Genomic DNA, 19043 nt, shown 5'->3' with positions numbered 1-19043 from the left:
AATGCCCCGGGCGATGACGGATTCCTTGCATCTTCTGTTTTCCGCCTGGGGCGATCCGTCGCCCGAAAGCCGCGCCGCCAAGACGGACGCGGCAATCGGGCCCAACTTCTATTATTCCGATCCCAATGCGCCCGGCCCCCTGCACGGGCGCGCAGCCTATCTGGACTATATCGCGCAGTTCGGCGCGGTGCTGACCGGCGGCGAGGCCAGGGTTGCTGCGGTCACCGCGCACCACGGCCACGCGCTGGCCAGCGTCGATTTCCTCAAGGACGGCGAACAGATGCTGCGCGGATATTACTTTGCCGACTTCGAAGACGGCAAAGTGGTCCGGCTGATCGGATTTTCAGGCATGGGAGAGCCCGCGTGACCGCCCCCGCCATCGAACTCAAAGGCATTTCAAAGGCCTTTGGCCCGGTCCAGGCAAACAAGGACATATCCATTCGCGTCGCCCCGGGCACCATCCACGGTATCATCGGGGAAAACGGCGCCGGCAAGTCGACGCTGATGTCGATCCTCTACGGCTTCTACAAGGCCGACAAGGGCGAGGTCTTCATCAACGGCAAGAAGACCGAGATCCCGGACAGCCAGGCGGCGATTGCCGCGGGCATCGGCATGGTGTTCCAGCACTTCAAGCTGGTGGAGAATTTCACCGTGCTCGAGAACATCGTGCTGGGCGCCGAGGACAGCGGCATGCTGATGCCTTCGCTGACCCGCGCCCGCAAGGAGCTGAAGGCGCTGGAAGCTGAATATGAACTCTTCGTCGACCCCGACAAGCGCATCGACCAGATCGGCGTCGGCATGCAGCAGCGGGTCGAGATTCTGAAGGCGCTCTACCGCAAGGCCGAGATCCTGATCCTCGACGAGCCGACCGGCGTGCTCACGCCTTCGGAGGCGGACCAGCTGTTCCGCATCCTCGACCGGCTGCGCAGCGAGGGCAAGACGATCATCCTGATCACCCACAAGCTGCGCGAGATCATGGAATACACCGACACCGTTTCGGTGATGCGGCGCGGCGAGATGACCGCGACCGTGAAGACCGCCGAGACCAGCCCCGAGCACCTGGCCGAGCTGATGGTCGGCCGCAAGGTGCTGCTGCGCGTGGACAAGGTCCCTGCCCGCCCGGGCGAGCCGATCCTGGAGGTGGAGAACCTGCGGGTGGTGGATGGCGCGGGCGTCGAGCGGCTGAAGGGCATCGACCTTACCGTGCGCGCGGGCGAGATCCTCGGGATTGCAGGCGTCGCAGGCAACGGCCAGTCGGAGCTTCTGGAGGTGCTCGGAGGCATGCGCGAGGGCACCGGCAGCATCAAGCTGCACGGGCAGCCGCTGCCGCTGTCGGGCCATGGCGCCGACGGGCGCGCGCGCCGGGCCTCCCACATCGGCCACGTGCCGGAGGACCGCCAGCGCGAAGGCCTGATCATGGACTTCCACGCCTGGGAGAACGTTGCCTTCGGCTATCACCATGCGCCGCAATACCAGCGCGGCCTGCTGATGAACAACGCCGCCCTGAAGGCCGACACCGCCGCCAAGATGGAGAAGTTCGACGTCCGCCCGCCCGATCCCTGGCTCGCGGCGAAGAACTTCTCGGGCGGCAACCAGCAGAAGATCGTGGTCGCGCGCGAGATCGAGCGCAACCCCGACCTCTTGCTGATCGGCCAGCCCACTCGCGGCGTCGACATCGGCGCCATCGAATTCATTCACAAGCAGATCGTCGCCCTGCGCGACCAGGGCAAGGCCATCCTCCTCGTCTCGGTCGAGCTGGAAGAGATCCTGTCGCTCAGCGACCGGGTGGCGGTGATGTTTGACGGCATGATCATGGGCGAGCGCCCGGCCGATCAGACCAACGAAAAAGAACTCGGCCTGATGATGGCCGGTGTCGCGGGGGAGGCCGCGTAAATGGACAAGATGCCGAAATGGGCCGACGTTGTGCTGATCCCCCTGATCAGCCTGGCGCTGGCCGCACTCCTCTCTGCCCTGGTGATCCTGGGCATTGGCGAAGACCCGATCGCCGCCGTCGACCTGATGGTCAGCGGCGCGCTGGGGTCGACCTACGGCTGGGGCTACACGCTTTATTACGCCACCAATTTCCTGTTCACCGGCCTGGCCGTGGCGGTCGCCTTCCACGCCCGCATGTTCAACATCGGCGGCGAGGGCCAGGCAATGCTGGGCGGCCTCGGCGTGGCGCTGGTCTGCCTTTATATCCCCTGGCCGCATTGGTCGCTGGCGCTGGTCTTTGCCGCGCTGGGGGCGGGCCTTTTCGGTGCCGCCTGGGCCGCAATCCCCGCCTATCTGCAGGCCAAGCGCGGCAGCCACATCGTGATCACCACCATCATGTTCAACTTCATCGCGGCGGCGGTGCTGAACTACGTGCTGGTGAACGTCCTGCGCCCCGAGCGCTCGATGGACCCGGCCACTGCGCGCTTTCCCGCTTCGGTGCACCTGCCGTCGCTGCATGACATCCTGGCACCGCTGGGGATCGAGTTCTCCAAGGCCGCCCCCGCGAACGTCTCCTTCCTGGTGGCAGTCGCCGCCTGTGTCGTAGTCTGGCTTTTGATCTGGCGCACCCGGCTGGGCTTCGAGATCCGCGCCTACGGCCATTCCGAGCCGGGCGCGGTCTATGCCGGCATCTCGCCGGTGAAGATCATCATGATCGCCATGCTGATCTCCGGCGCGCTGGCGGGGATGATGGCGATCAACAACGTGATGGGCGAGGCCGAGCGGCTGGTCCTGAACTCAACCGAGGGCGCGGGCTTCATCGGCATCGCGGTGGCCCTGATGGGCCGCAGCCACCCGTTCGGGGTGTTCCTGGCGGCGATCCTGTTCGGCTTCCTCTACCAAGGCGGCGCCGAGCTCGCGCTCTGGACCACGATCCCGCGCGAGCTGATCGTGGTGATCCAGGCGCTGGTCATCCTGTTCACCGGCGCGCTCGACAACATGGTGCGGATGCCGCTTGAAAAGCTGTTCCTGGCGCTGCGCAGGGAGAAGGCCTGATGGATTTCCTCACGATCATCCAGGTGTTCGACAGCACGATCCGGCTGGCAACGCCGCTGCTGCTCGCCTGCCTTGCGGGGCTGTTTTCGGAACGTGCGGGCATCTTCGACATCGGCCTTGAAGGCAAGATGCTGATGGCGGCCTTCTTCTCGGCCGCGGTGGCGGCGGCGAGCGGCAATGTCTGGCTGGGTCTGCTGGCCGGTATAGCCTCCTCGCTGGTGCTGGCGGCATTGCACGGGGTGGCCTCGATCACCTTCCGGGGCAACCAGCTGATTTCGGGCGTGGCGATCAACTTCCTCGCGGCGGGCATGACGGTGCTGATTGCCCAGGACTGGTTCCAGCAAGGCGGCCGCACGCCCTCGCTGTTCAGCGCGGGAAGGTTCAACCCGGTGACGCTGCCCTTTGCCGGGGCTGTTGAAGACGTGCCGGTGCTGGGGCCGATCTACTCCGAGCTGCTTTCGGGCCATTCGATCCTTGTCTACTTCGCCTTCCTCGCGGTCCCTGCAACCTGGTGGATCCTGTTCCGCACCCGCTTCGGCCTGCGCCTGCGCGCGGTGGGGGAGAACCCGGCGGCGGTGGATACCGCGGGCGTCTCGGTGGTGGGGCTGCGCTATGGCGCGGTGCTGATCTGCGGGCTCTTGTGCGGCGTCGCGGGCGCCTATCTCGCCACCGCGCTGCAGGCGGGCTTCGTGAAGGACATGACCGCGGGCCGCGGCTTCATCGCCCTGGCGGCGCTGATTTTCGCCAAATGGCGGCCCTGGCACGCGATGGGGGCCTGCCTGCTGTTCGGCCTGCTGCAGGCGGTGGCGCTGCGCTTCCAGAGCATCGAGCTCGGCGGCATCACCATCCCCGTGCAGGTGATGGACGCGCTGCCTTATGTGCTGACGGTGGTGATCCTCGCAGGTTTCGTCGGCAAGGCGATCCCGCCGCGCGCGGGCGGCGAGCCTTACGTGAAGGAGCGCTGAGCCGCCCTGCCCCAACCGGGAAAGAGACAGCAAAACGCCCGGCCAAAGCGCCGGGCGTATCTTTTTGGAAGGTGTACGCAAGCCGCGCCGCGCCTGCGCGCGCGGCGGCCCGGCGGCCTTGCTCCGCGCCGGAGTCCGCGTGCCTCATATTTGCACATCCGCCCGACCGCCCCGCCCCTGCCCGATAAGTCCAGTTGCTGTCCTCCAATCGGTCCTGAATGCTGCGCAGCGGCAAGGATTCTTGATTTCTAAACGGCCGGCAGGCTAACAAGGACTATGCAGATCTACCTTCCCATCGCCGAGGTCTCGGTCAACGCGTTCCTGCTCCTCGGTCTGGGCGGGATGGTGGGCGTCCTTTCCGGCATGTTCGGTGTCGGCGGCGGATTTCTGATGACGCCGCTTCTGTTCTTCATCGGCATCCCCCCCGCGGTGGCGGTGGCGACCGAGGCAAACCAGATCGTCGCCTCGTCGTTCTCGGGCGTGCTGGCGCATTTCCGAAGGCGCACGGTCGATATCAAGATGGGGATGGTGCTGCAGGCGGGCGGCCTCGTGGGGGCGGCGCTGGGGGTGGTGGTGTTCAACCTGCTGAAAGCCGCGGGGCAGGTCGATCTCCTGGTAAAGCTCTGCTACGTGGTCTTCCTCGGCGTGGTCGGCGGGCTGATGTTCATCGAAAGCCTGAACGCGATCCGCAAGGCCAAACGCGCAGGCGGCACCCCGGCGCCCGCAAGGCGCCAGCGCGGCTGGGTGCATGCGCTGCCGTTCAAGATGCGCTTCCGAACCTCCGGGCTCTATATCTCGGTGATCCCGCCGCTCATGGTGGGGGTCTGCGTCGGCATCCTGGCCGCAATCATGGGGGTTGGCGGCGGCTTCATCATGGTGCCCGCGATGATTTACATCCTCGGCATGCCGACCAAGGTAGTGGTCGGCACCTCGCTGTTCCAGATCATCCTGGTCACCGGCTTCACCACCATGCTGCATGCCACCACCAACTTCACGGTGGACATCGTGCTGGCGGTTCTGCTGCTGGTCGGCGGTGTCATAGGCGCCCAGATCGGCACCCGCATCGGTGTTTACCTCAAGGCCGAACAGCTGCGCATCCTGCTGGCGCTGATGGTCATCGCGGTCTGCGCCAAGCTGGCGCTCGATCTCTTGCTGATGCCGGGCGAGCTCTACTCGCTCGGCGCGCCGGGAGGGCACTGACCATGGCCGCTGCCGCCCTGCCCCGCCTGGCCTTCGCCGCCCTGCTGGCCTTGCTGCCGCTCTCCGCGCCGCACGCCGGGGAAGAGGAAGTGGTGCTGGGACTGAGCCAGGACCGGGTGGCCATCACCGCCACATTCGACGGCTCCGAAATCCTGATCTTCGGCGCGGTGAAGCGCGAAACCCCGATCCCCGACGACGACCCGCTGCAGGTGATCGTCGCGGTCTCCGGCCCCCAGGCCCCGGTCACCGTGCGCCGCAAGGAGAAACGCTTCGGCATCTGGGTCAACACCGACAGCGTGCTGGTGGATTCGGCGCCTGCCTTCTACGCCGTCGCCACTTCCGCCCCCTTTCAAGAAGTGCTCCGCGACACCGAAGACCTTCGTCACCGGGTCTCGATCCGGCGCGCGATCCGCTCGGTCGGCGCTGCCATGCATATCCGCGGCGCGCAGCGCTTTGCCGAGGCGGTGATGCGCATCCGCGAGAACAACGGGCTTTACTCGCTGCGCGAAAACACTGTCGCCGTGGACGAGCAGACCCTGTTCCGCACCGCCATCGACATGCCCGCCGACCTGACCGAGGGCGCCTATGACACCCGCATCTTCCTCACCCGCGGCGGCCGGGTGGTGTCGCGCTACGAGACCGTGATCGACGTGCGCAAGGTGGGGCTGGAGAAGTTCCTCTATGGGCTGTCTCGGGAGCAGCCCTTCCTGTACGGCGTGATGTCGCTGGTGATCGCAATCGCCGCCGGCTGGGGCGCCTCGGCGGGCTTCAGCCTGCTGCGCAACCGCTGACAGGCAGGCAGGGGCGCCGCCCCTTTTGGCCTGCGGCCAATTCACCCCGGGGTATTTCCAGCCAGAAAGCAGCCCGGGAGGACAAGCAGATGCCACTTTCTGACACCAAATATCCCCGCCGGAGGCCGCTGCGCGTCAGCGCAGCGATCGGCTTTCCCGCGCCGGGTCAGCCGCGGCCGATGTAGGGCATCTTGGTGGCCATCACCGTCATGAACTGCACGTTGGCCTCCAGCGGCAAATTGGCCATGTGCAGCACCGAGGCGGCGGCGTCCTCCACCGCGAAGGTATGCATCGGCTCGGTCTCCGGGTGGGCGGCGGCGTGGCGGTGGCTGAGGTCCTCCACCATCGGGGTGCGGGCGTTGCCGATGTCGATCTGGCCGCAGGCGATGCTGAAGGCGCGCCCGTCGAGCGAGAGCGACCGGGTGAGCCCGGTGACCGCCGCCTTGGTTGCAGCATAAGGCGCCGATTCCGGGCGCGGCACATGGGCGGCGATGGAGCCGTTGTTGATGATCCGCCCGCCCTGCGGATCCTGCTTGCGCATCTGCCGGAAGGCGGCGCGGGCGGCCAGGAACATGCCGGTGAGGTTCACGTTCAGCGAGGCGTGCCAGTCCTCGAGCGGGATTTCGTCGATCAGCCCGGGCGGCGTGAAGATGCCTGCGTTGTTGAACAACACGTCAAGCCGGCCGGTGGCTGCGATGAACCGCGCAACCGCCTGGTCCACCGCAGCCGGGTCGGTCACGTCGGCGGGCAGGACATGGGCATTGGGGCGGTCCGCCGCCACTTCCTCCAGCGCATCGGCCCGGCGCGCCAGCAGCCCCGCCTGCCAGCCCTCGGCCAGGAACAGCTCAGCCACGGCGCGGCCGATGCCGGAGCTGGCGCCGGTGATCAGGATGGTCTTGCTCATGCCGGGGCCTCCTCCTGAGCTTCGAGGGTCAGTGCCGCCGCGGGCAGCGCCTTCAGGTCATCGACCGGCAGTGCGGTGGTCGGCTTGGCAAGCCGGTTCCGCACCACCCAGATCAGCCGCTCCTGGGCGCGGGTGATGGCCACATAAGCAAGCCGTTTCCACAGTGGCTGGCCCGCCTCGACCCTTCCCATGCGCGCGGCGGCGTAGATATCGGGCGCAAACACCTGCGCGGTGTCCCATTGCGAGCCTTGCGCCTTGTGGATGGTCACCGCGGCGCCATGCAGAAAGGTCGCCCCCATGCGCGCGGCATAGGGGATGAAGGGCTCTTCCTCGTCAGGTTTTTCGATCTTCACGATCGAGGCGGCGGAGACCTGCGGGTCCTCGGCGCCCATCACGTGCAGGCGCGAGAAGCCGGGTTTGCGCCCCGGGCCGAGGTAGATCACCTGGGCGCCCTTGATCAGCCCGCGCGCCTCCAGGTCGAGCCGTTTCTTGCGGTGCTTGAGCGGCAGTTCCAGCCCATCGCAGATCAAGGGCTCGCCCGCGATCAGCGCATCTTCGGGGGCGCCATGGACGGTGCGGAAGGCGTTGATCAGCCGGATGCGGGTGGCGTTGCGCCAGACCAGCACCGGCGAGCGCGCCATCAGGTCGACCTCCACCCGCTGGCCCCAGACCACCCGGTCGTCTCGGCGCGCGGTGTCCTCCACCATGCGCTCGAAATCCTCGAACCCCAGCTGCGGGTCGGCCAGCGCGTGGGCGAGGTCGAGGATCGGGTTGCCCGCTTCCTGCCGGTGCACCCGGTTGAGGATCAGGCGGCGCGGCTCGGGCAGGGTTTCGAACACCATCGAGCCGGACTGGTTCACCGGGGCAAGCTGCGCCGGGTCGCCGAACAGCACCAGGTTGGGGAAGATCTCCTTCAGGTCCTCGAACTGGCGGTCGTCCAGCATCGAAGCCTCGTCGATGAAGCCGATGTCGAGCGGATCCTCACGCCGTTTCCACCCGGTTATGAAATCGGAGCCGCGCAGGCCGGCGGCGGCCAGCGCGCCGGGGATCGACTTGTTCTTCCCGTAAAAAGCGGCGGCGCGGGCCAGGGCTTCGTCGCTGAGGCCCTCGATATCCGGGCGTTCGCCGTTGCCGGTCAGCCATTCGGCGATGCGCTCGTACTCGGGGTCGTAGACCGGGGTATAGAGGATGCGGTGGATGGTGGTGGCGGGCACGCCGCGCAGCCGCAGCACACTCGCCGCCTTGTTGGTGGGCGCCAGAATCGCCAGCGTGCGGTGGTCGGTCTTCTTGCGGCTTTCGTAATCGCCCGAGACGATGTCGACGCCCGCCTGCTCCAGCGCCTTGTAGAGCTCGGCCAGAAGGAGCGTCTTGCCGGAGCCCGCCTTGCCGATCACCGCCATCACCCCGGCATCGCCGCGGGGCGGATGCAGCAGCCCGTCATCAAGGTCGACCCCCGCCTGCCGCAGGAGCTCGGCCACGCTGTCGAAGGCAGTGGCCTGGTCGTCGGAGAATGTCACGGGCATCGCTGTCATGGCGCGACACTACAGCCGGGCGCCCCCCTCCGCCAGAGGAACCGGCGCCCGGCGCGGCCTTTCGGTCAGGCGGTAAGTGCCATGCCCGCGGGGGCTGCAGGGCAGCCGAAGGCACGGTCGAACCACAGCTGCGACAGGTCCGGCGCAATGCCCGCCTTCGCCGCCACCGTGGTGTAGGTCTCCTCGGAATATTCCCACAGGCCGAGGCAGATCCGCTCGCCGCCCTCGCCTTCGGTGCCAACGATTTCGGGGCTGAAGCCGAGGCTGCGGTAGATCCGCACCATGCGCCGGTCGAAGACGCCCGCGAAATGCTGCACTGCGAAGTTGCGCATGATCTCCACCCCGCCCAGGGTCAGGGCGCCCGCGGTCTTGCTGCTGGCGCCGCGGGCCAGGCAGAACCGGGTGCATTCCCAGATCAGCGGGCTGCACAGCGGTACGCCGCCGGTGAGACCCGGGAAGACCTCGTTCACCATGACCCTGCCGGTGGTGGGCAGGAAGCGCATGGAACCGCCGTGGCTCCCGTCGTGCATTTCCCAGATCACGTAGAGCGGGTCGAGATCGTCATATTGATCGCGTTCCTCGCCGCGGGCGTTCACCTGCACGTCCCAGCCCAGCCGGGTTTTAAACTGATCCGCCCTGTCGCAGAACATCGAATGCGCCAGGTCGGCATGGTTGTGCAGGTCACGGCCGTAGATGTAGCGAAGCATGAATAGTCCCCTTTAACTTGAAAAGTGGGGACAGAGTAGCGCCTTCAGGGTGAGTCCCTCAGACCGTTCTCACACCGTTAACGCTAACGGTGAAAATGAATCGTTAAATGATGATAATTCCAAGGCTTATCGCCCGGGCGATGGCATGGGTTGTGTTGATGGCGCCAAGCTTGAAGCGGGCGCTTTCGATGTAGACCCTGAGCGTGTGTTCCGAAATCGACAGCGTCTGCGCCACCTGGGCGCGGCTGTAGCCGACCGCCAGCAGAGTCAGCGCATCCACCTCGCGCGGCGACAGCGGCTGGGTCTGGTCTCCGCCGCGGCTGGGTTCGAATTCCAGTGCCTTGCGGTTGAAATAATGCCCCATCAGAATGAGGTCCCGGCTGTGTTTGCCGGTGAACTTCATCCAGGTTTCGTCATCGCAGTTGTCACTGACGGTAAACACCGCGAATTGGCCGTTGGGGCCGCGGATCGGAATCGAGTAGCCCTGATTTCCGACCCCATGCGCGAGCGCATCCTTGTGGAATTCGCGCGCCGGTTTCGACGACCAGTCCAGCCGTTTCCAGTCCACCGGGTGAAACCGCTGATAGCAGCCCGCCACGACCGGATCGATGCGGACATAGGCTTTTTCGGCGTAGCGTTCGGTCCATTCCTGGGAATAAGTGCCGAAATAGTAGTGGTCGCCAGCGCTGTCGACCCAATGGTACATGGCATGATCGACACCGAAGACCGCACAGACCTGTTCGATGATCTGCTGCAGACCATCGAGGGAAGTGGTGGCATCAAGTGCCTCCAGAATACGGTCCAAGTCTGCTTGTTTCGCCATTCACCCGGGTGCCATTGTGGTTGGGAATTGGCGCAATCTCTGTGCGAGCGACCTGCAAGGTTGCGTCCAGCTGACTGGCCAGGGTCCCTAGCCCTTTTGCAGCGGCAACCTCCCTGAGGTCAATGAGAACGTCCAATATCCATTCATTTTGTTCCATTGGCGTCCCATGAAAAAGAGAAAACATCATAAAATATCACATTAGCGGCGGCCGGGCTTGCAGAATACTCACCATTTCTCCCTCCCCATAAATAGCGGGTTCGGCGTTCCGCGCGTTAAACGCGCGCAAAGGGTCGCACAAGCAGAACGCCCGCGGATCACAGGTGTGATTCGCGGGCGTTCACCGGGTCAGCGGGCGGGCGCAGGCTGGCTCAGCCGCGCGCCTCCAGCACGTCCTGAAGGGTGCGCAGGCCGGTTTTCGGCGCCTGCACCAGCACCGACATGTTGCCCGGCAGATGCTCGTTGCGCAGCATCTTCATGTGCGCGTCGGGCAGGTCGCTCCAGCTGAAGACCTCGGACATGCAGGGATCGAGCCGGCGCTCCACCATCAGCTTGTTGGCGGCCGCGGCCTGTTTCAGGTGGGCAAAATGCGAGCCCTGCAGGCGCTTCTGGTGCATCCACATGTAGCGCACGTCGAAGGTCAGGTTATAGCCGGAAGTGCCCGCGCAGATCACCACCATGCCGCCTTTCTTGACCACGAAGGTGGAGACCGGGAAGGTCGCCTCACCGGGATGTTCGAACACCATGTCGACGTTCACACCCTTGCCGGTGATGTCCCAGATCGCCTTGCCGAACTTGCGGGCTTCCTTGAACCACTCGGCATATTCCGGGGTGTTCACCGTGGGCAGCTGGCCCCAGCAGTTGAAGTCCTTGCGGTTCAGAACGCCCTTGGCGCCGAGCCCCATGACAAAGTCGCGCTTGCTCTCGTCCGAGATCACGCCAATGGCGTTGGCGCCCGCGGTATTGATGAGCTGGATCGCATAAGAGCCGAGACCGCCCGAGGCGCCCCAAACCAGCACGTTCTGGCCCGGCTTCAGGTCATGCGGCTCGTGGCCGAACAGCATCCGGTAGGCGGTGGCCAGCGTCAGCGTGTAGCAGGCGCTTTCCTCCCAGGTCAGATGCTTGGGGCGCGGCATCAGCTGCTGGGCCTGCACGTTGGTGAACTGGGCGAAGGAGCCGTCCGGGGTCTCGTAGCCCCAGATCCGCTGGCTCGGGGAGTACATCGGATCGCCGCCGTTGCATTCCTCGTCGTCGCCGTCGTCCTGGTTGCAGTGGATCACCACCTCGTCGCCGACCTTCCAGCGCGTCACCTTGGAGCCGACCGCCCAGACGATGCCCGAGGCATCCGAGCCGGCGATGTGATAAGGCGCCTTATGGCCGTCAAACGGCGAGATCGGCTTGCCCAGCGAGGCCCAGACACCGTTGTAGTTGACGCCCGCCGCCATCACCAGAACGAGTACCTCGTTGCTGTCCAGCTCCGGCACATCGACCACTTCCTGCACCATCGCAGTGTTCGGCTCGCCGTGACGCTCCTTGCGGATGGCCCAGGCGTACATCTGCTTGGGGACATGGCCCATCGGGGGAATTTCCCCCATCTCGTAAAGATCCTTCTCGGGCGCCTCGTACGACATGACGTCGGTCTGGGTGTCCAGTGCCATGATGGCCTCCTTTTTCACTGTGCTTTGCCGCGGTGCAGAATCGCAGCGCTTATCTGAGGGATATGATCGACAGGGTAACAATGCAACCCCCATCGGGTCCAGTGCGCAATTTTATGACCGAGCGGATGCAGCATCGCATTTAGCATTCGCAGCATGAGCAGGGCCGCTTCCGGCGGGCGGCAGCATCGGTTTCGGCAGCAGGTGGCGGATCGAGGCGGCGTAGAAGGCCAGGAGGTCACGCTGCCCCGGCGCCACCCGGCAGCGGTCCTGGCGACAGGTGATCAGGCCCCGCTCCTCCAGCCGCCGCAGCGCCGCGGCGATTTCGAAATCGCAGTTCTCCGGCGGCAGGTGCAGCCCCGAGAGCGGCATCGCCTCCAGAAGCGCCGCCGCCCGGTGAGTGATGGCGGCGCGGCTGAGATCGTCCTGCTCCAGGAGCACCGCGGCGGCCAGCGGCACCGGCAGCACCGGCACGATCTCCCCGATCCGCTCCATCAGTTCCCGGGCCAGCGGCACCGTCACCTCGCCGCTGCGCCCCCCGGCAAATTCTTGCAGGCTGAGCGGGCGGCCGAAGCTTACCGCGGCGTGGCCGAAGCGGCGGAAGCGGCCGGTGATCCACAGCCAGTGCTGGCGCAGCATCTTCAGCGCCACCACGCCGATGCGGGCGCGGAAGCGGCGTTCGCCCGCGCGGGCGGCGGAGGTCAGGATCTTGTCTTCCAGCACCCGGTCGTAATTCAGCGCCACCGGCACAAAGACGACGTCGCGCGACTCCGCTGCGCTGGCATCGACGATGTATTTCAACAGACCAAGCTTGGGCGGCGCCAGCACGCCGTCGAGACTCAGCCCGCCCTCGGGAAACATCGCCTGGGTCACGCCGCCGCGGGTTGCCAGCCGCACGTAGGCCGCCAGCACCGCGCGGTAGAGCGGGCTGTGCGAGCGGCGGCGGATGAAATAGGCGCCCATCGCCCGGATCAGCCGGCTGAGCGGCCAGACCCGGGCCCACTCCCCCACTGCATAAGACAGCGTCAGCCGCTGCGCCGCGAGGTAAGTGACCAGCACGTAATCCATGTTGGAACGGTGGTTCATCACAAAAACCACGGTGGCGTCCGGGCTGATCCGGCGCAGCGCGGCTTCGTCACTGTGGCCGAAGCGCACATGATATAGCGCATTGGACAATACCCGCGCCGCCCGGATCGCCAGGCCGAAATAGGCAAAGGCGGAAAACCCCGGCACGATTTCGCGGGCATAGCCGCGGGCCTGCTCGAAGGCGACGTTGTCGGGGATACCCTCTGCCGCGGCCTGTTCCGCCACCGCCTTTGTCACCTGCGGATCGTAGATCAGCCGCTGGATCATGTCGTAGCGGCGCGCCAGCTTGAACGGTTCGATCGGGCGCTCCAGCCGCTGGTTCAGCCGCGCCACCGCGCGCTCCAGCCGCCGCCGGAAGAACCAGCGCACCGAAGGGAACAGGAAATGCGAGGCGAAGGTCACCGCGGCAAAGACCACGACCAGCACGAAGAGCCAAAGCGGGAGTTCGACCGTCTGCGTCATGTCCGGACAGTTGCGCAGGCGCCGGGCGTTGACAAGGGTTTTGCCCGGCCCGCCACAGGGTCTTTGCTCCGCGGCCTGCCGCAGCACTCTTTGCCGCAACGCAGCGAATTGACAAGGGTCGATCATTGCAGTTTACATCGTCATGACGAAATAAAATTACCGACACCCTGACTCGCGAGGCCCGCAATGCCGCAGACGCAAAATGACCGCACCGCCGACCGTCCCTGGCTGATCCGCACCTATGCCGGCCATTCGACCGCCCAGGCCTCCAATGCGCTTTACCGCTCTAATCTTGCCAAGGGGCAGACCGGGCTCAGCGTTGCTTTCGACCTGCCGACGCAGACCGGCTATGACAGCGACCACGAGCTGGCGCGCGGCGAGGTCGGCAAGGTCGGTGTGCCCATCGGCCACCTGGGTGACATGCGCGCCCTGTTCGACCAGATCCCGCTGGAGCAGATGAACACCTCGATGACGATCAACGCGACCGCGCCCTGGCTGCTGGCGCTTTATATCGCGGCAGCGGAGGAACAGGGCGCGGATGTGGCGAAACTGCAGGGCACGGTGCAGAACGACCTGATCAAGGAGTATTTGAGCCGCGGCACCTATATCTGCCCGCCCAAACCCAGCCTCAAGATGATCGCGGATGTGGCGGAATACTGTTACGCCAATGTGCCCAAGTGGAACCCGATGAACGTCTGCTCCTACCATCTGCAGGAGGCCGGCGCCACGCCGGAGCAGGAGCTGGCCTTTGCGCTCGCCACCGCGCAGGCGGTGCTCGACGAGCTGAAACCGCGCATCGCGCCGGAGGACTTCCCGGCGATGGTGGGGCGGATCTCCTTCTTCGTGAATGCGGGCATCCGGTTCGTGACCGAGATGTGCAAGATGCGCGCCTTTGTCGACCTCTGGGACGAGATCTGCAGGGAGCGGTACGGGGTGGAAGACCCGAAATTCCGCCGCTTCCGCTACGGTGTGCAGGTGAACTCGCTGGGCCTGACCGAGCAGCAGCCGGAGAACAACGTCTACCGTATCCTGATCGAGATGCTGGCGGTGACGCTGTCGAAGAAGGCGCGCGCCCGCGCCGTGCAGCTGCCCGCCTGGAACGAGGCGCTCGGCCTGCCCCGCCCCTGGGATCAGCAGTGGTCGATGCGGATGCAGCAGATCCTGGCCTATGAGACCGACCTGCTGGAGTACGGCGACCTGTTCGACGGCAACCCGGCAGTCGAGGCCAAGGTTGAGGCGCTGAAGGAAGGCGCCCGCGCCGAGCTTGCCAACCTCGAGTCGATGGGCGGCGCGGTGGCTTCGATCGAATACATGAAGGGCCGGCTGGTCGATTCCAACGCCGAGCGGCTGAACCGGATCGAACGCAACGAAACCGTGGTGGTCGGCGTCAACAAGTGGACCGAGGGCGAGCCCTCGCCGCTGCAAAGCGAAGACGGCGGCATCATGGTGGTCGATCCGGCGGTGGAGCAGGAGCAGATCGCCCGCCTGAACGACTGGCGCACCGGGCGCGACGCGGACGCGGTGCAATCGGCCCTGGCGGGCCTGCGCGAGGCCGCCGCCAGCGGCGCCAATATCATGGTGCCCTCGATTGCCGCCGCCAAGGCCGGCGTCACCACCGGCGAATGGGCCGAGGAAATGCGCCGCGTGCATGGCACCTACCGCGGCCCCACCGGCGTCTCCGTCTCGGTCTCCAACCAGACCGAAGGGCTGGACGACCTGCGGGCTGCGGTGGACGCGGTGAGCCGCACGCTGGGCCGCCGCATCAAGTTCGTAGTCGGCAAGCCCGGGCTCGACGGCCATTCCAACGGCGCCGAGCAGATCGCCTTCCGCGCCCGCGACTGCGGCATGGACATCACATACGACGGCATCCGCATGACGCCCGCGGAACTGGTCGCGGCAGTGCAGAAGGACGACGCCCATGTGGTCGGCCTGTCGATCCTGTCGGGAAGCCACCTGCCGCTGGTGGAGGAGATGATGCAGCGCATGGATGCAGCAGGCCTTGGCCATGTGCCGGTGGTTGTGGGTGGAATCATCCCCGACGAAGACGCGCAGAAATTGAAAACCTACGGCGTCGCGCGTGTCTATACGCCAAAGGATTTCGAGCTCAATTCAATTATCGGTGACATCGTGGAGCTGGCAAAGCCACCTGAAATTGCAGCGAATTGATATTCACTGCGCAATTTTCCGCGAAAAGCAAAAAAAGATGCTGAAACGCGTCTGGCATTTGGGTCATAAAGAGTGACACACCAAATGGACTGGTGTGTCATTTGCAAAGGAGTGCCACGTGACCCTAGACCTTTCGACGATGTCCCGGAAAGAATTGCTCAAGCTGCAGGGTGATGTCGAAAACGCCCTGCGGGAGGCGGAGTTGCGCGAACGCCAGGAAGCCCTGAAAGCCGCCGAGGAAGCCGCCGCGAAATACGGCTTTTCGCTGGACGAAATCTCTTCTGCCGCGCGCCAAGGCGCAAAGAAGAACAAGGCCGCCCCGAAATACCGCAACCCTGCCAACCCGAGCGAAACCTGGACCGGCCGCGGCCGGAAACCGCATTGGGTCCATGCCGCGCTGACCGCCGGCATGGATATTTCCGAAATGGAAATCTGAACCGGGAACAGGTGAATTCATGACCATCCACATTGGTGCCGCAAAAGGTGAAATTGCGGAGACCGTTTTGCTGCCCGGCGATCCCTACCGCGCGAAATGGGCCGCCGAGACCTTTCTCGACAGTCCGGCTCTCGTTAATGAGGTGCGCGGGATGCTCGGCTATACCGGCACCTGGAACGGCCACCGCGTCACCATCCAGGGCAGCGGCATGGGCATGCCGTCGCTGTCGATCTACACAAACGAGCTGATCCGCGACTATGGCGCCAAGACCCTGATCCGCATAGGCTCCTGCGGCGGCATGCAGGACAAGGTGGGTTTGCGCGACGTGATCCTGGCGATGACGGCCAGTTCCGCGGGCAGCCCCTCGCGCACCATCTTCAAGGAGTTCGACTTTGCGCCTTGCGCCGACTGGGGCTTGTTGCAGTCGGCCTTTGCCGCCGCCCGGAAGCGCAGCGTCACCACCCATGTGGGCGGCATCTACTCTTCGGACGTCTTTTATGACGAGCGCCCCGATCTGAACGAACAGATGGTGCGACATGGCATCCTCGGCGTCGAGATGGAGGCGGCCGAGCTTTACACGCTGGCGGCCCGCTACGGCTGCCGGGCGCTGGCGGTGCTGACGGTTTCCGACCACCTCGGCACCGGTGAGGCGCTTGACCCGGCCCAGCGCGAGCGCAGCTTCGGCGACATGGTGGAAATCGCGCTGGAAGCCGCCTTCTCCTGAACCGCAGGCACAGGCGGAATTGGAAAGGCAGCGGGCCGCCGCTGCCTTTTTTCCTTTCCGCCAGGCCGTCTGACGGGACCTTCTGGCCGGGCGCCGGCGGTGCCCGGCCGCAGCGCGCCGCAGGCGCGCTGCCCGGCCCGCGCCCTTCTTGCCCAGTCCTCTAGCGCTCAGCGCCCGTGGCTGCGGTCATAGCCGTTCGGCTCCGGGCTTTGCCAGCCTTCCGGCGCGCCCTGTTCAGGAGCAAACGTCTCGATCAGCAGCGGATGGCAGGCGGCGGCATCGCTGGTGTGCTCGACCGAACAATCGCCGCCAGGGCAAGCACTCAGCGCGCCCAGCAGATCGATTTCGGCAAAAAACTCCAGGTAATCTCCGGGCCGCACCGGACTGGCCTTCATGAAATACTGGCCGGTGTCACGGGTGAACCCGGTGCACATGAAGACGTTCAGCACGTCATGCACATGCAGCTCCGCTTCCGCCAGCGGCAGGCCCAGGTGATTGGCCAGCGCCCGGGTCAGGTTGGAGTGGCAGCAATGATGGTACTGGCTGCCTTTCAGGAGGTTGCCGGTATAGGGATCGCAGCGGGTGCCGATCACGTCATGCACCGAGCCGCCGTATGGATCGATGCCGTACCAATCGAGCGTGTCTTCGATGATGGTCGCCATCGGGCGCAGATGCGGCAGGCTGCTCCACAGCCGCCCGCCCGTGGTGACATGGCTGCCGTGCAGCGCCCGGGTCTTGCCCGAGAAGAACCGCTCGGACAGGTCGGCGCGGTTCCACAGGTTGAGATCGCCAACCTGCGGCCCCTCGACCGAGGAGATGCGGAAGAAATGGCCCGCGGGGACCTCGAAGCAGGCGGCCTCGCGCGGCGCGGCCAGCACCTCGCCGGTCTTCATAGCGCTTTGCCGGGCGCTGTGGTAAAGCGCCAGGTCCGGCACCGGCAGGGTCTCGTTCGGGTAGCAGATCACCGGCTCAACGGCGCGGCGGGCCTCGGCGTCTTCGGGCGCGGCAAAGAGAGGGGGCATCGGGCAAACCTTCCTGTTCGTTTGCCCCATCAAGACGAAGCCGCGGCAGAGGTGCAACCCCTGCCACGGCTTGTTCAGTCACATCGGATCACGCCCGGCCTGCCCGGATCAGATCACCACCACATCCAGCGGCGGGAAGCCGTTGAAACCGACCGAGGAATAAGTCGAGGTATAGGCGCCGCAGGAGTGGATCACCACGCGGTCCCCCGCCTTCAGGCCCAGGGGCAGCTGGAAGGGCTGCTTTTCATAGAGCACATCGGCGCTGTCGCAGGAGGGGCCAGCCAGGACGCAAGGGCCAAAGCCTTCGTGATCGCGGGCGGTGGTGATCCGGTAGCGGATCGCCTCGTCCATGGTTTCGGCCAGCCCCGAGAACTTGCCGATATCCAGGTACACCCAGCGGTGCAGGTCGTCGGCGTGTTTCTTCGACACCAGCAGCACCTCGGCGGCAATCGCCCCGGCTTCGGCCACCAGGCCGCGGCCCGGCTCGGCCATCACCTCGGCCGCATCGGGGAAGCGGGCCTCGACCTGGGCCATCACCACGCGGGCATAGTCCTCGGCAGCCATCACCTCGTTGCGGTAAGCGGCCGGGAAACCGCCGCCGATGTTCACCAGGCGCAGATCGTGGCCCGCGGCACGGCCCTGGCGCCAGACCTCGGCGACCTGATCCAGAACCGGCGCCCACATCAGCGGATCGCGGGTTTGCGAGCCGACGTGGAAAGACAGACCATGCACCGAGAGGCCGCGGGCGGCGGCGGCGTGCATCAGCTCCAGCGCCATTGCGGGCGAGGAGCCGAACTTGCGGCTGAGCGGCCAGTCGGCGCCGGAGGCCTCGACCACCAGGCGCAGGCAGACATGCGCACCCGGCGCGTGTTCGGCGAGCTTGTCCAGCTCCTCCACCGCATCGGCAGAGAAATGGGTGATGCCCAGCCCGTGCGCAAAGACGATGTCGGAGGCCCGCTTGATGGTGTTGCCGAAGGTGATCCGGTCCGGGGTGGCGCCAGCGGCCAGGCACATCTCGATCTCGGCGCGGCTGGCCGCGTCGAAGTTGGAGCCGAGGCGGGCCAGCATCTTGAGGATTTCCGGCGCCGGGTTGGCCTTCACGGCGTAGTGGATGCGGGCGCGGCCGAGGCCACGGTCCAGCGCGCGGTACTGCCGCGCCACGGCATCGCTGTCGATCACCAGGGTCGGGCGGTCGAAATGCGCTTGGGCGATGTAATGCAGGTGTCGGGGAACAGAAATGGGCTCGAGGGCGGTTTGCCCAGCGGCATATGCGTTCATAGTCATCTCCAAAAGACCCGGCCATATATGACCGCTCAGTTCCATCAGAGACGTTACCGTCGCTACGTAACCTTAGGGGAGTAACCCCTTTCGACAGAGGCGCGTGCGTTGGCGTCTTGAGCGCCCATATCGGGCAAGAGTGCGAGTCTTGCAAGGGTTTTCTGCAGATATTTTTCAGTCTTTTTCCGCCAAGATTTTCCGTCAAGCGTTCCCGCCGCCGCAACCGGAGGCGCTCCCGCCCGCTTGGAACATTCTGCGAATGCCCCGCACGGTTGGGCCCGGGACCGCGCCATAGGCGCGGTGCCGG

Annotated in this window: 17 protein-coding genes; 9 read left to right on the top strand and 8 right to left on the bottom strand. The window is 65.6% G+C overall.

The genetic code is table 11. From position 1 onward, the window contains the following. The first annotated feature begins 13 nt into the window (after nucleotides 1–13). From ACOHX0_RS12325 to ACOHX0_RS12300, 6 genes are all read left to right on the top strand, one after another. On the top strand, nucleotides 14–367 hold the full coding sequence (locus ACOHX0_RS12325) for a nuclear transport factor 2 family protein (RefSeq protein WP_420677092.1): 354 nt from the start codon (nucleotides 14–16) through the stop codon (nucleotides 365–367). Then, complete coding sequence (locus ACOHX0_RS12320; protein WP_420677090.1) at nucleotides 364–1893, top strand: ABC transporter ATP-binding protein; 1530 nt, start codon at nucleotides 364–366, stop codon at nucleotides 1891–1893. The genes ACOHX0_RS12325 and ACOHX0_RS12320 overlap by 4 nt, the downstream gene beginning before the upstream one ends. Continuing rightward, nucleotides 1894–2988 (top strand): ABC transporter permease, encoded by a 1095-nt coding sequence (locus ACOHX0_RS12315; protein ID WP_420677088.1) that lies wholly within the window; start codon nucleotides 1894–1896, stop codon nucleotides 2986–2988. Then, complete coding sequence (locus tag ACOHX0_RS12310; RefSeq protein ID WP_420677086.1) at nucleotides 2988–3953, top strand: ABC transporter permease; 966 nt, start codon at nucleotides 2988–2990, stop codon at nucleotides 3951–3953. The genes ACOHX0_RS12315 and ACOHX0_RS12310 overlap by 1 nt, the downstream gene beginning before the upstream one ends. 276 nt (nucleotides 3954–4229) lie before the next feature. Further along, the gene (locus tag ACOHX0_RS12305; RefSeq protein WP_420677084.1) at nucleotides 4230–5153 is read left to right on the top strand and encodes a sulfite exporter TauE/SafE family protein; all 924 of its coding nucleotides are present in this window, start codon (nucleotides 4230–4232) and stop codon (nucleotides 5151–5153) included. Between the two features lie 2 nt (nucleotides 5154–5155). Beyond that, nucleotides 5156–5944 carry a TIGR02186 family protein gene (locus tag ACOHX0_RS12300; RefSeq protein ID WP_420677083.1) on the top strand — a complete coding sequence of 263 codons (789 nt, stop codon included), beginning with the start codon at nucleotides 5156–5158 and terminating at the stop codon, nucleotides 5942–5944. 166 nt (nucleotides 5945–6110) lie between these two features. Here the strand turns inward: ACOHX0_RS12300 and ACOHX0_RS12295 are convergent, their stop codons facing one another. The 6 genes from ACOHX0_RS12295 to ACOHX0_RS12270 all read right to left on the bottom strand — a co-directional run bounded on the left by ACOHX0_RS12295 (nucleotide 6111) and on the right by ACOHX0_RS12270 (nucleotide 13110). Then, nucleotides 6111–6848, bottom strand: a complete 738-nt coding sequence (locus tag ACOHX0_RS12295) for an SDR family oxidoreductase (protein ID WP_420677081.1) — start codon at nucleotides 6846–6848, stop codon at nucleotides 6111–6113. Beyond that, on the bottom strand, nucleotides 6845–8380 hold the full coding sequence (locus tag ACOHX0_RS12290; RefSeq protein WP_420677079.1) for an ATP-dependent DNA helicase: 1536 nt from the start codon (nucleotides 8378–8380) through the stop codon (nucleotides 6845–6847). The genes ACOHX0_RS12295 and ACOHX0_RS12290 overlap by 4 nt, the downstream gene beginning before the upstream one ends. Before the next feature lie 65 nt (nucleotides 8381–8445). Further along, complete coding sequence (locus tag ACOHX0_RS12285; protein ID WP_420677078.1) at nucleotides 8446–9087, bottom strand: acyl-homoserine-lactone synthase; 642 nt, start codon at nucleotides 9085–9087, stop codon at nucleotides 8446–8448. 103 nt (nucleotides 9088–9190) lie between these two features. Next, nucleotides 9191–9910, bottom strand: coding sequence for a helix-turn-helix transcriptional regulator (locus tag ACOHX0_RS12280; protein ID WP_420677076.1), 720 nt, complete (start codon nucleotides 9908–9910; stop codon nucleotides 9191–9193). A 368-nt stretch (nucleotides 9911–10278) separates the two neighbouring features. Beyond that, nucleotides 10279–11565: a crotonyl-CoA carboxylase/reductase gene (gene ccrA / locus ACOHX0_RS12275; protein WP_420677074.1), complete on the bottom strand. Its 1287-nt coding sequence runs from the start codon at nucleotides 11563–11565 to the stop codon at nucleotides 10279–10281. A gap of 111 nt (nucleotides 11566–11676) precedes the next feature. Continuing rightward, nucleotides 11677–13110, bottom strand: coding sequence for a 1-acyl-sn-glycerol-3-phosphate acyltransferase (locus tag ACOHX0_RS12270; protein ID WP_420677072.1), 1434 nt, complete (start codon nucleotides 13108–13110; stop codon nucleotides 11677–11679). A gap of 186 nt (nucleotides 13111–13296) precedes the next feature. Between ACOHX0_RS12270 and ACOHX0_RS12265 the strand changes: the two genes are divergently transcribed. The 3 genes from ACOHX0_RS12265 to deoD all read left to right on the top strand — a co-directional run bounded on the left by ACOHX0_RS12265 (nucleotide 13297) and on the right by deoD (nucleotide 16436). Continuing rightward, nucleotides 13297–15276: a methylmalonyl-CoA mutase family protein gene (locus ACOHX0_RS12265; RefSeq protein ID WP_420677070.1), complete on the top strand. Its 1980-nt coding sequence runs from the start codon at nucleotides 13297–13299 to the stop codon at nucleotides 15274–15276. 118 nt (nucleotides 15277–15394) lie between these two features. Further along, nucleotides 15395–15712 (top strand): H-NS histone family protein, encoded by a 318-nt coding sequence (locus ACOHX0_RS12260; RefSeq protein ID WP_420677069.1) that lies wholly within the window; start codon nucleotides 15395–15397, stop codon nucleotides 15710–15712. Between the two features lie 19 nt (nucleotides 15713–15731). Beyond that, on the top strand, nucleotides 15732–16436 hold the full coding sequence (gene deoD, locus ACOHX0_RS12255) for a purine-nucleoside phosphorylase (RefSeq protein WP_420677067.1): 705 nt from the start codon (nucleotides 15732–15734) through the stop codon (nucleotides 16434–16436). 167 nt (nucleotides 16437–16603) lie between these two features. On the opposite strand, the gene ACOHX0_RS12250 is transcribed toward deoD, so the two are convergent. Together ACOHX0_RS12250 and ACOHX0_RS12245 are read right to left on the bottom strand one after the other, a co-directional pair. Then, on the bottom strand, nucleotides 16604–17458 hold the full coding sequence (locus ACOHX0_RS12250; protein WP_420677066.1) for an urea carboxylase-associated family protein: 855 nt from the start codon (nucleotides 17456–17458) through the stop codon (nucleotides 16604–16606). 108 nt (nucleotides 17459–17566) lie between these two features. After that, on the bottom strand, nucleotides 17567–18742 hold the full coding sequence (locus ACOHX0_RS12245) for a type III PLP-dependent enzyme (RefSeq protein ID WP_420677064.1): 1176 nt from the start codon (nucleotides 18740–18742) through the stop codon (nucleotides 17567–17569). Nucleotides 18743–19043 lie beyond the last annotated feature (301 nt).

It is taken from the genome of Cribrihabitans pelagius (assembly GCF_048820915.1).
GTDB lineage: Bacteria > Pseudomonadota > Alphaproteobacteria > Rhodobacterales > Rhodobacteraceae > Cribrihabitans_A > Cribrihabitans_A pelagius.
Note: the sequence above shows the minus strand (reverse complement) of the source record. Positions and strands in the feature narration are given on the sequence as shown.

Bases quoted from the DNA above. Each gene is read 5' to 3' on its own strand.
- ACOHX0_RS12315 (WP_420677088.1), top strand. From the start codon at position 1,894: ATGGACAAGATGCCGAAATGGGCCGACGTTGTGCTGATCCCCCTGATC.
- ACOHX0_RS12280 (WP_420677076.1), bottom strand. From the start codon at position 9,910: ATGGCGAAACAAGCAGACTTGGACCGTATTCTGGAGGCACTTGATGCC.
- ACOHX0_RS12310 (WP_420677086.1), top strand. From the start codon at position 2,988: ATGGATTTCCTCACGATCATCCAGGTGTTCGACAGCACGATCCGGCTG.
- ACOHX0_RS12265 (WP_420677070.1), top strand. From the start codon at position 13,297: ATGCCGCAGACGCAAAATGACCGCACCGCCGACCGTCCCTGGCTGATC.
- ACOHX0_RS12245 (WP_420677064.1), bottom strand. From the start codon at position 18,742: ATGACTATGAACGCATATGCCGCTGGGCAAACCGCCCTCGAGCCCATT.
- ACOHX0_RS12290 (WP_420677079.1), bottom strand. From the start codon at position 8,380: ATGACAGCGATGCCCGTGACATTCTCCGACGACCAGGCCACTGCCTTC.
- ACOHX0_RS12325 (WP_420677092.1), top strand. From the start codon at position 14: ATGACGGATTCCTTGCATCTTCTGTTTTCCGCCTGGGGCGATCCGTCG.
- ccrA (WP_420677074.1), bottom strand. From the start codon at position 11,565: ATGGCACTGGACACCCAGACCGACGTCATGTCGTACGAGGCGCCCGAG.
- ACOHX0_RS12295 (WP_420677081.1), bottom strand. From the start codon at position 6,848: ATGAGCAAGACCATCCTGATCACCGGCGCCAGCTCCGGCATCGGCCGC.
- deoD (WP_420677067.1), top strand. From the start codon at position 15,732: ATGACCATCCACATTGGTGCCGCAAAAGGTGAAATTGCGGAGACCGTT.
- ACOHX0_RS12305 (WP_420677084.1), top strand. From the start codon at position 4,230: ATGCAGATCTACCTTCCCATCGCCGAGGTCTCGGTCAACGCGTTCCTG.
- ACOHX0_RS12270 (WP_420677072.1), bottom strand. From the start codon at position 13,110: ATGACGCAGACGGTCGAACTCCCGCTTTGGCTCTTCGTGCTGGTCGTG.
- ACOHX0_RS12300 (WP_420677083.1), top strand. From the start codon at position 5,156: ATGGCCGCTGCCGCCCTGCCCCGCCTGGCCTTCGCCGCCCTGCTGGCC.
- ACOHX0_RS12250 (WP_420677066.1), bottom strand. From the start codon at position 17,458: ATGCCCCCTCTCTTTGCCGCGCCCGAAGACGCCGAGGCCCGCCGCGCC.
- ACOHX0_RS12285 (WP_420677078.1), bottom strand. From the start codon at position 9,087: ATGCTTCGCTACATCTACGGCCGTGACCTGCACAACCATGCCGACCTG.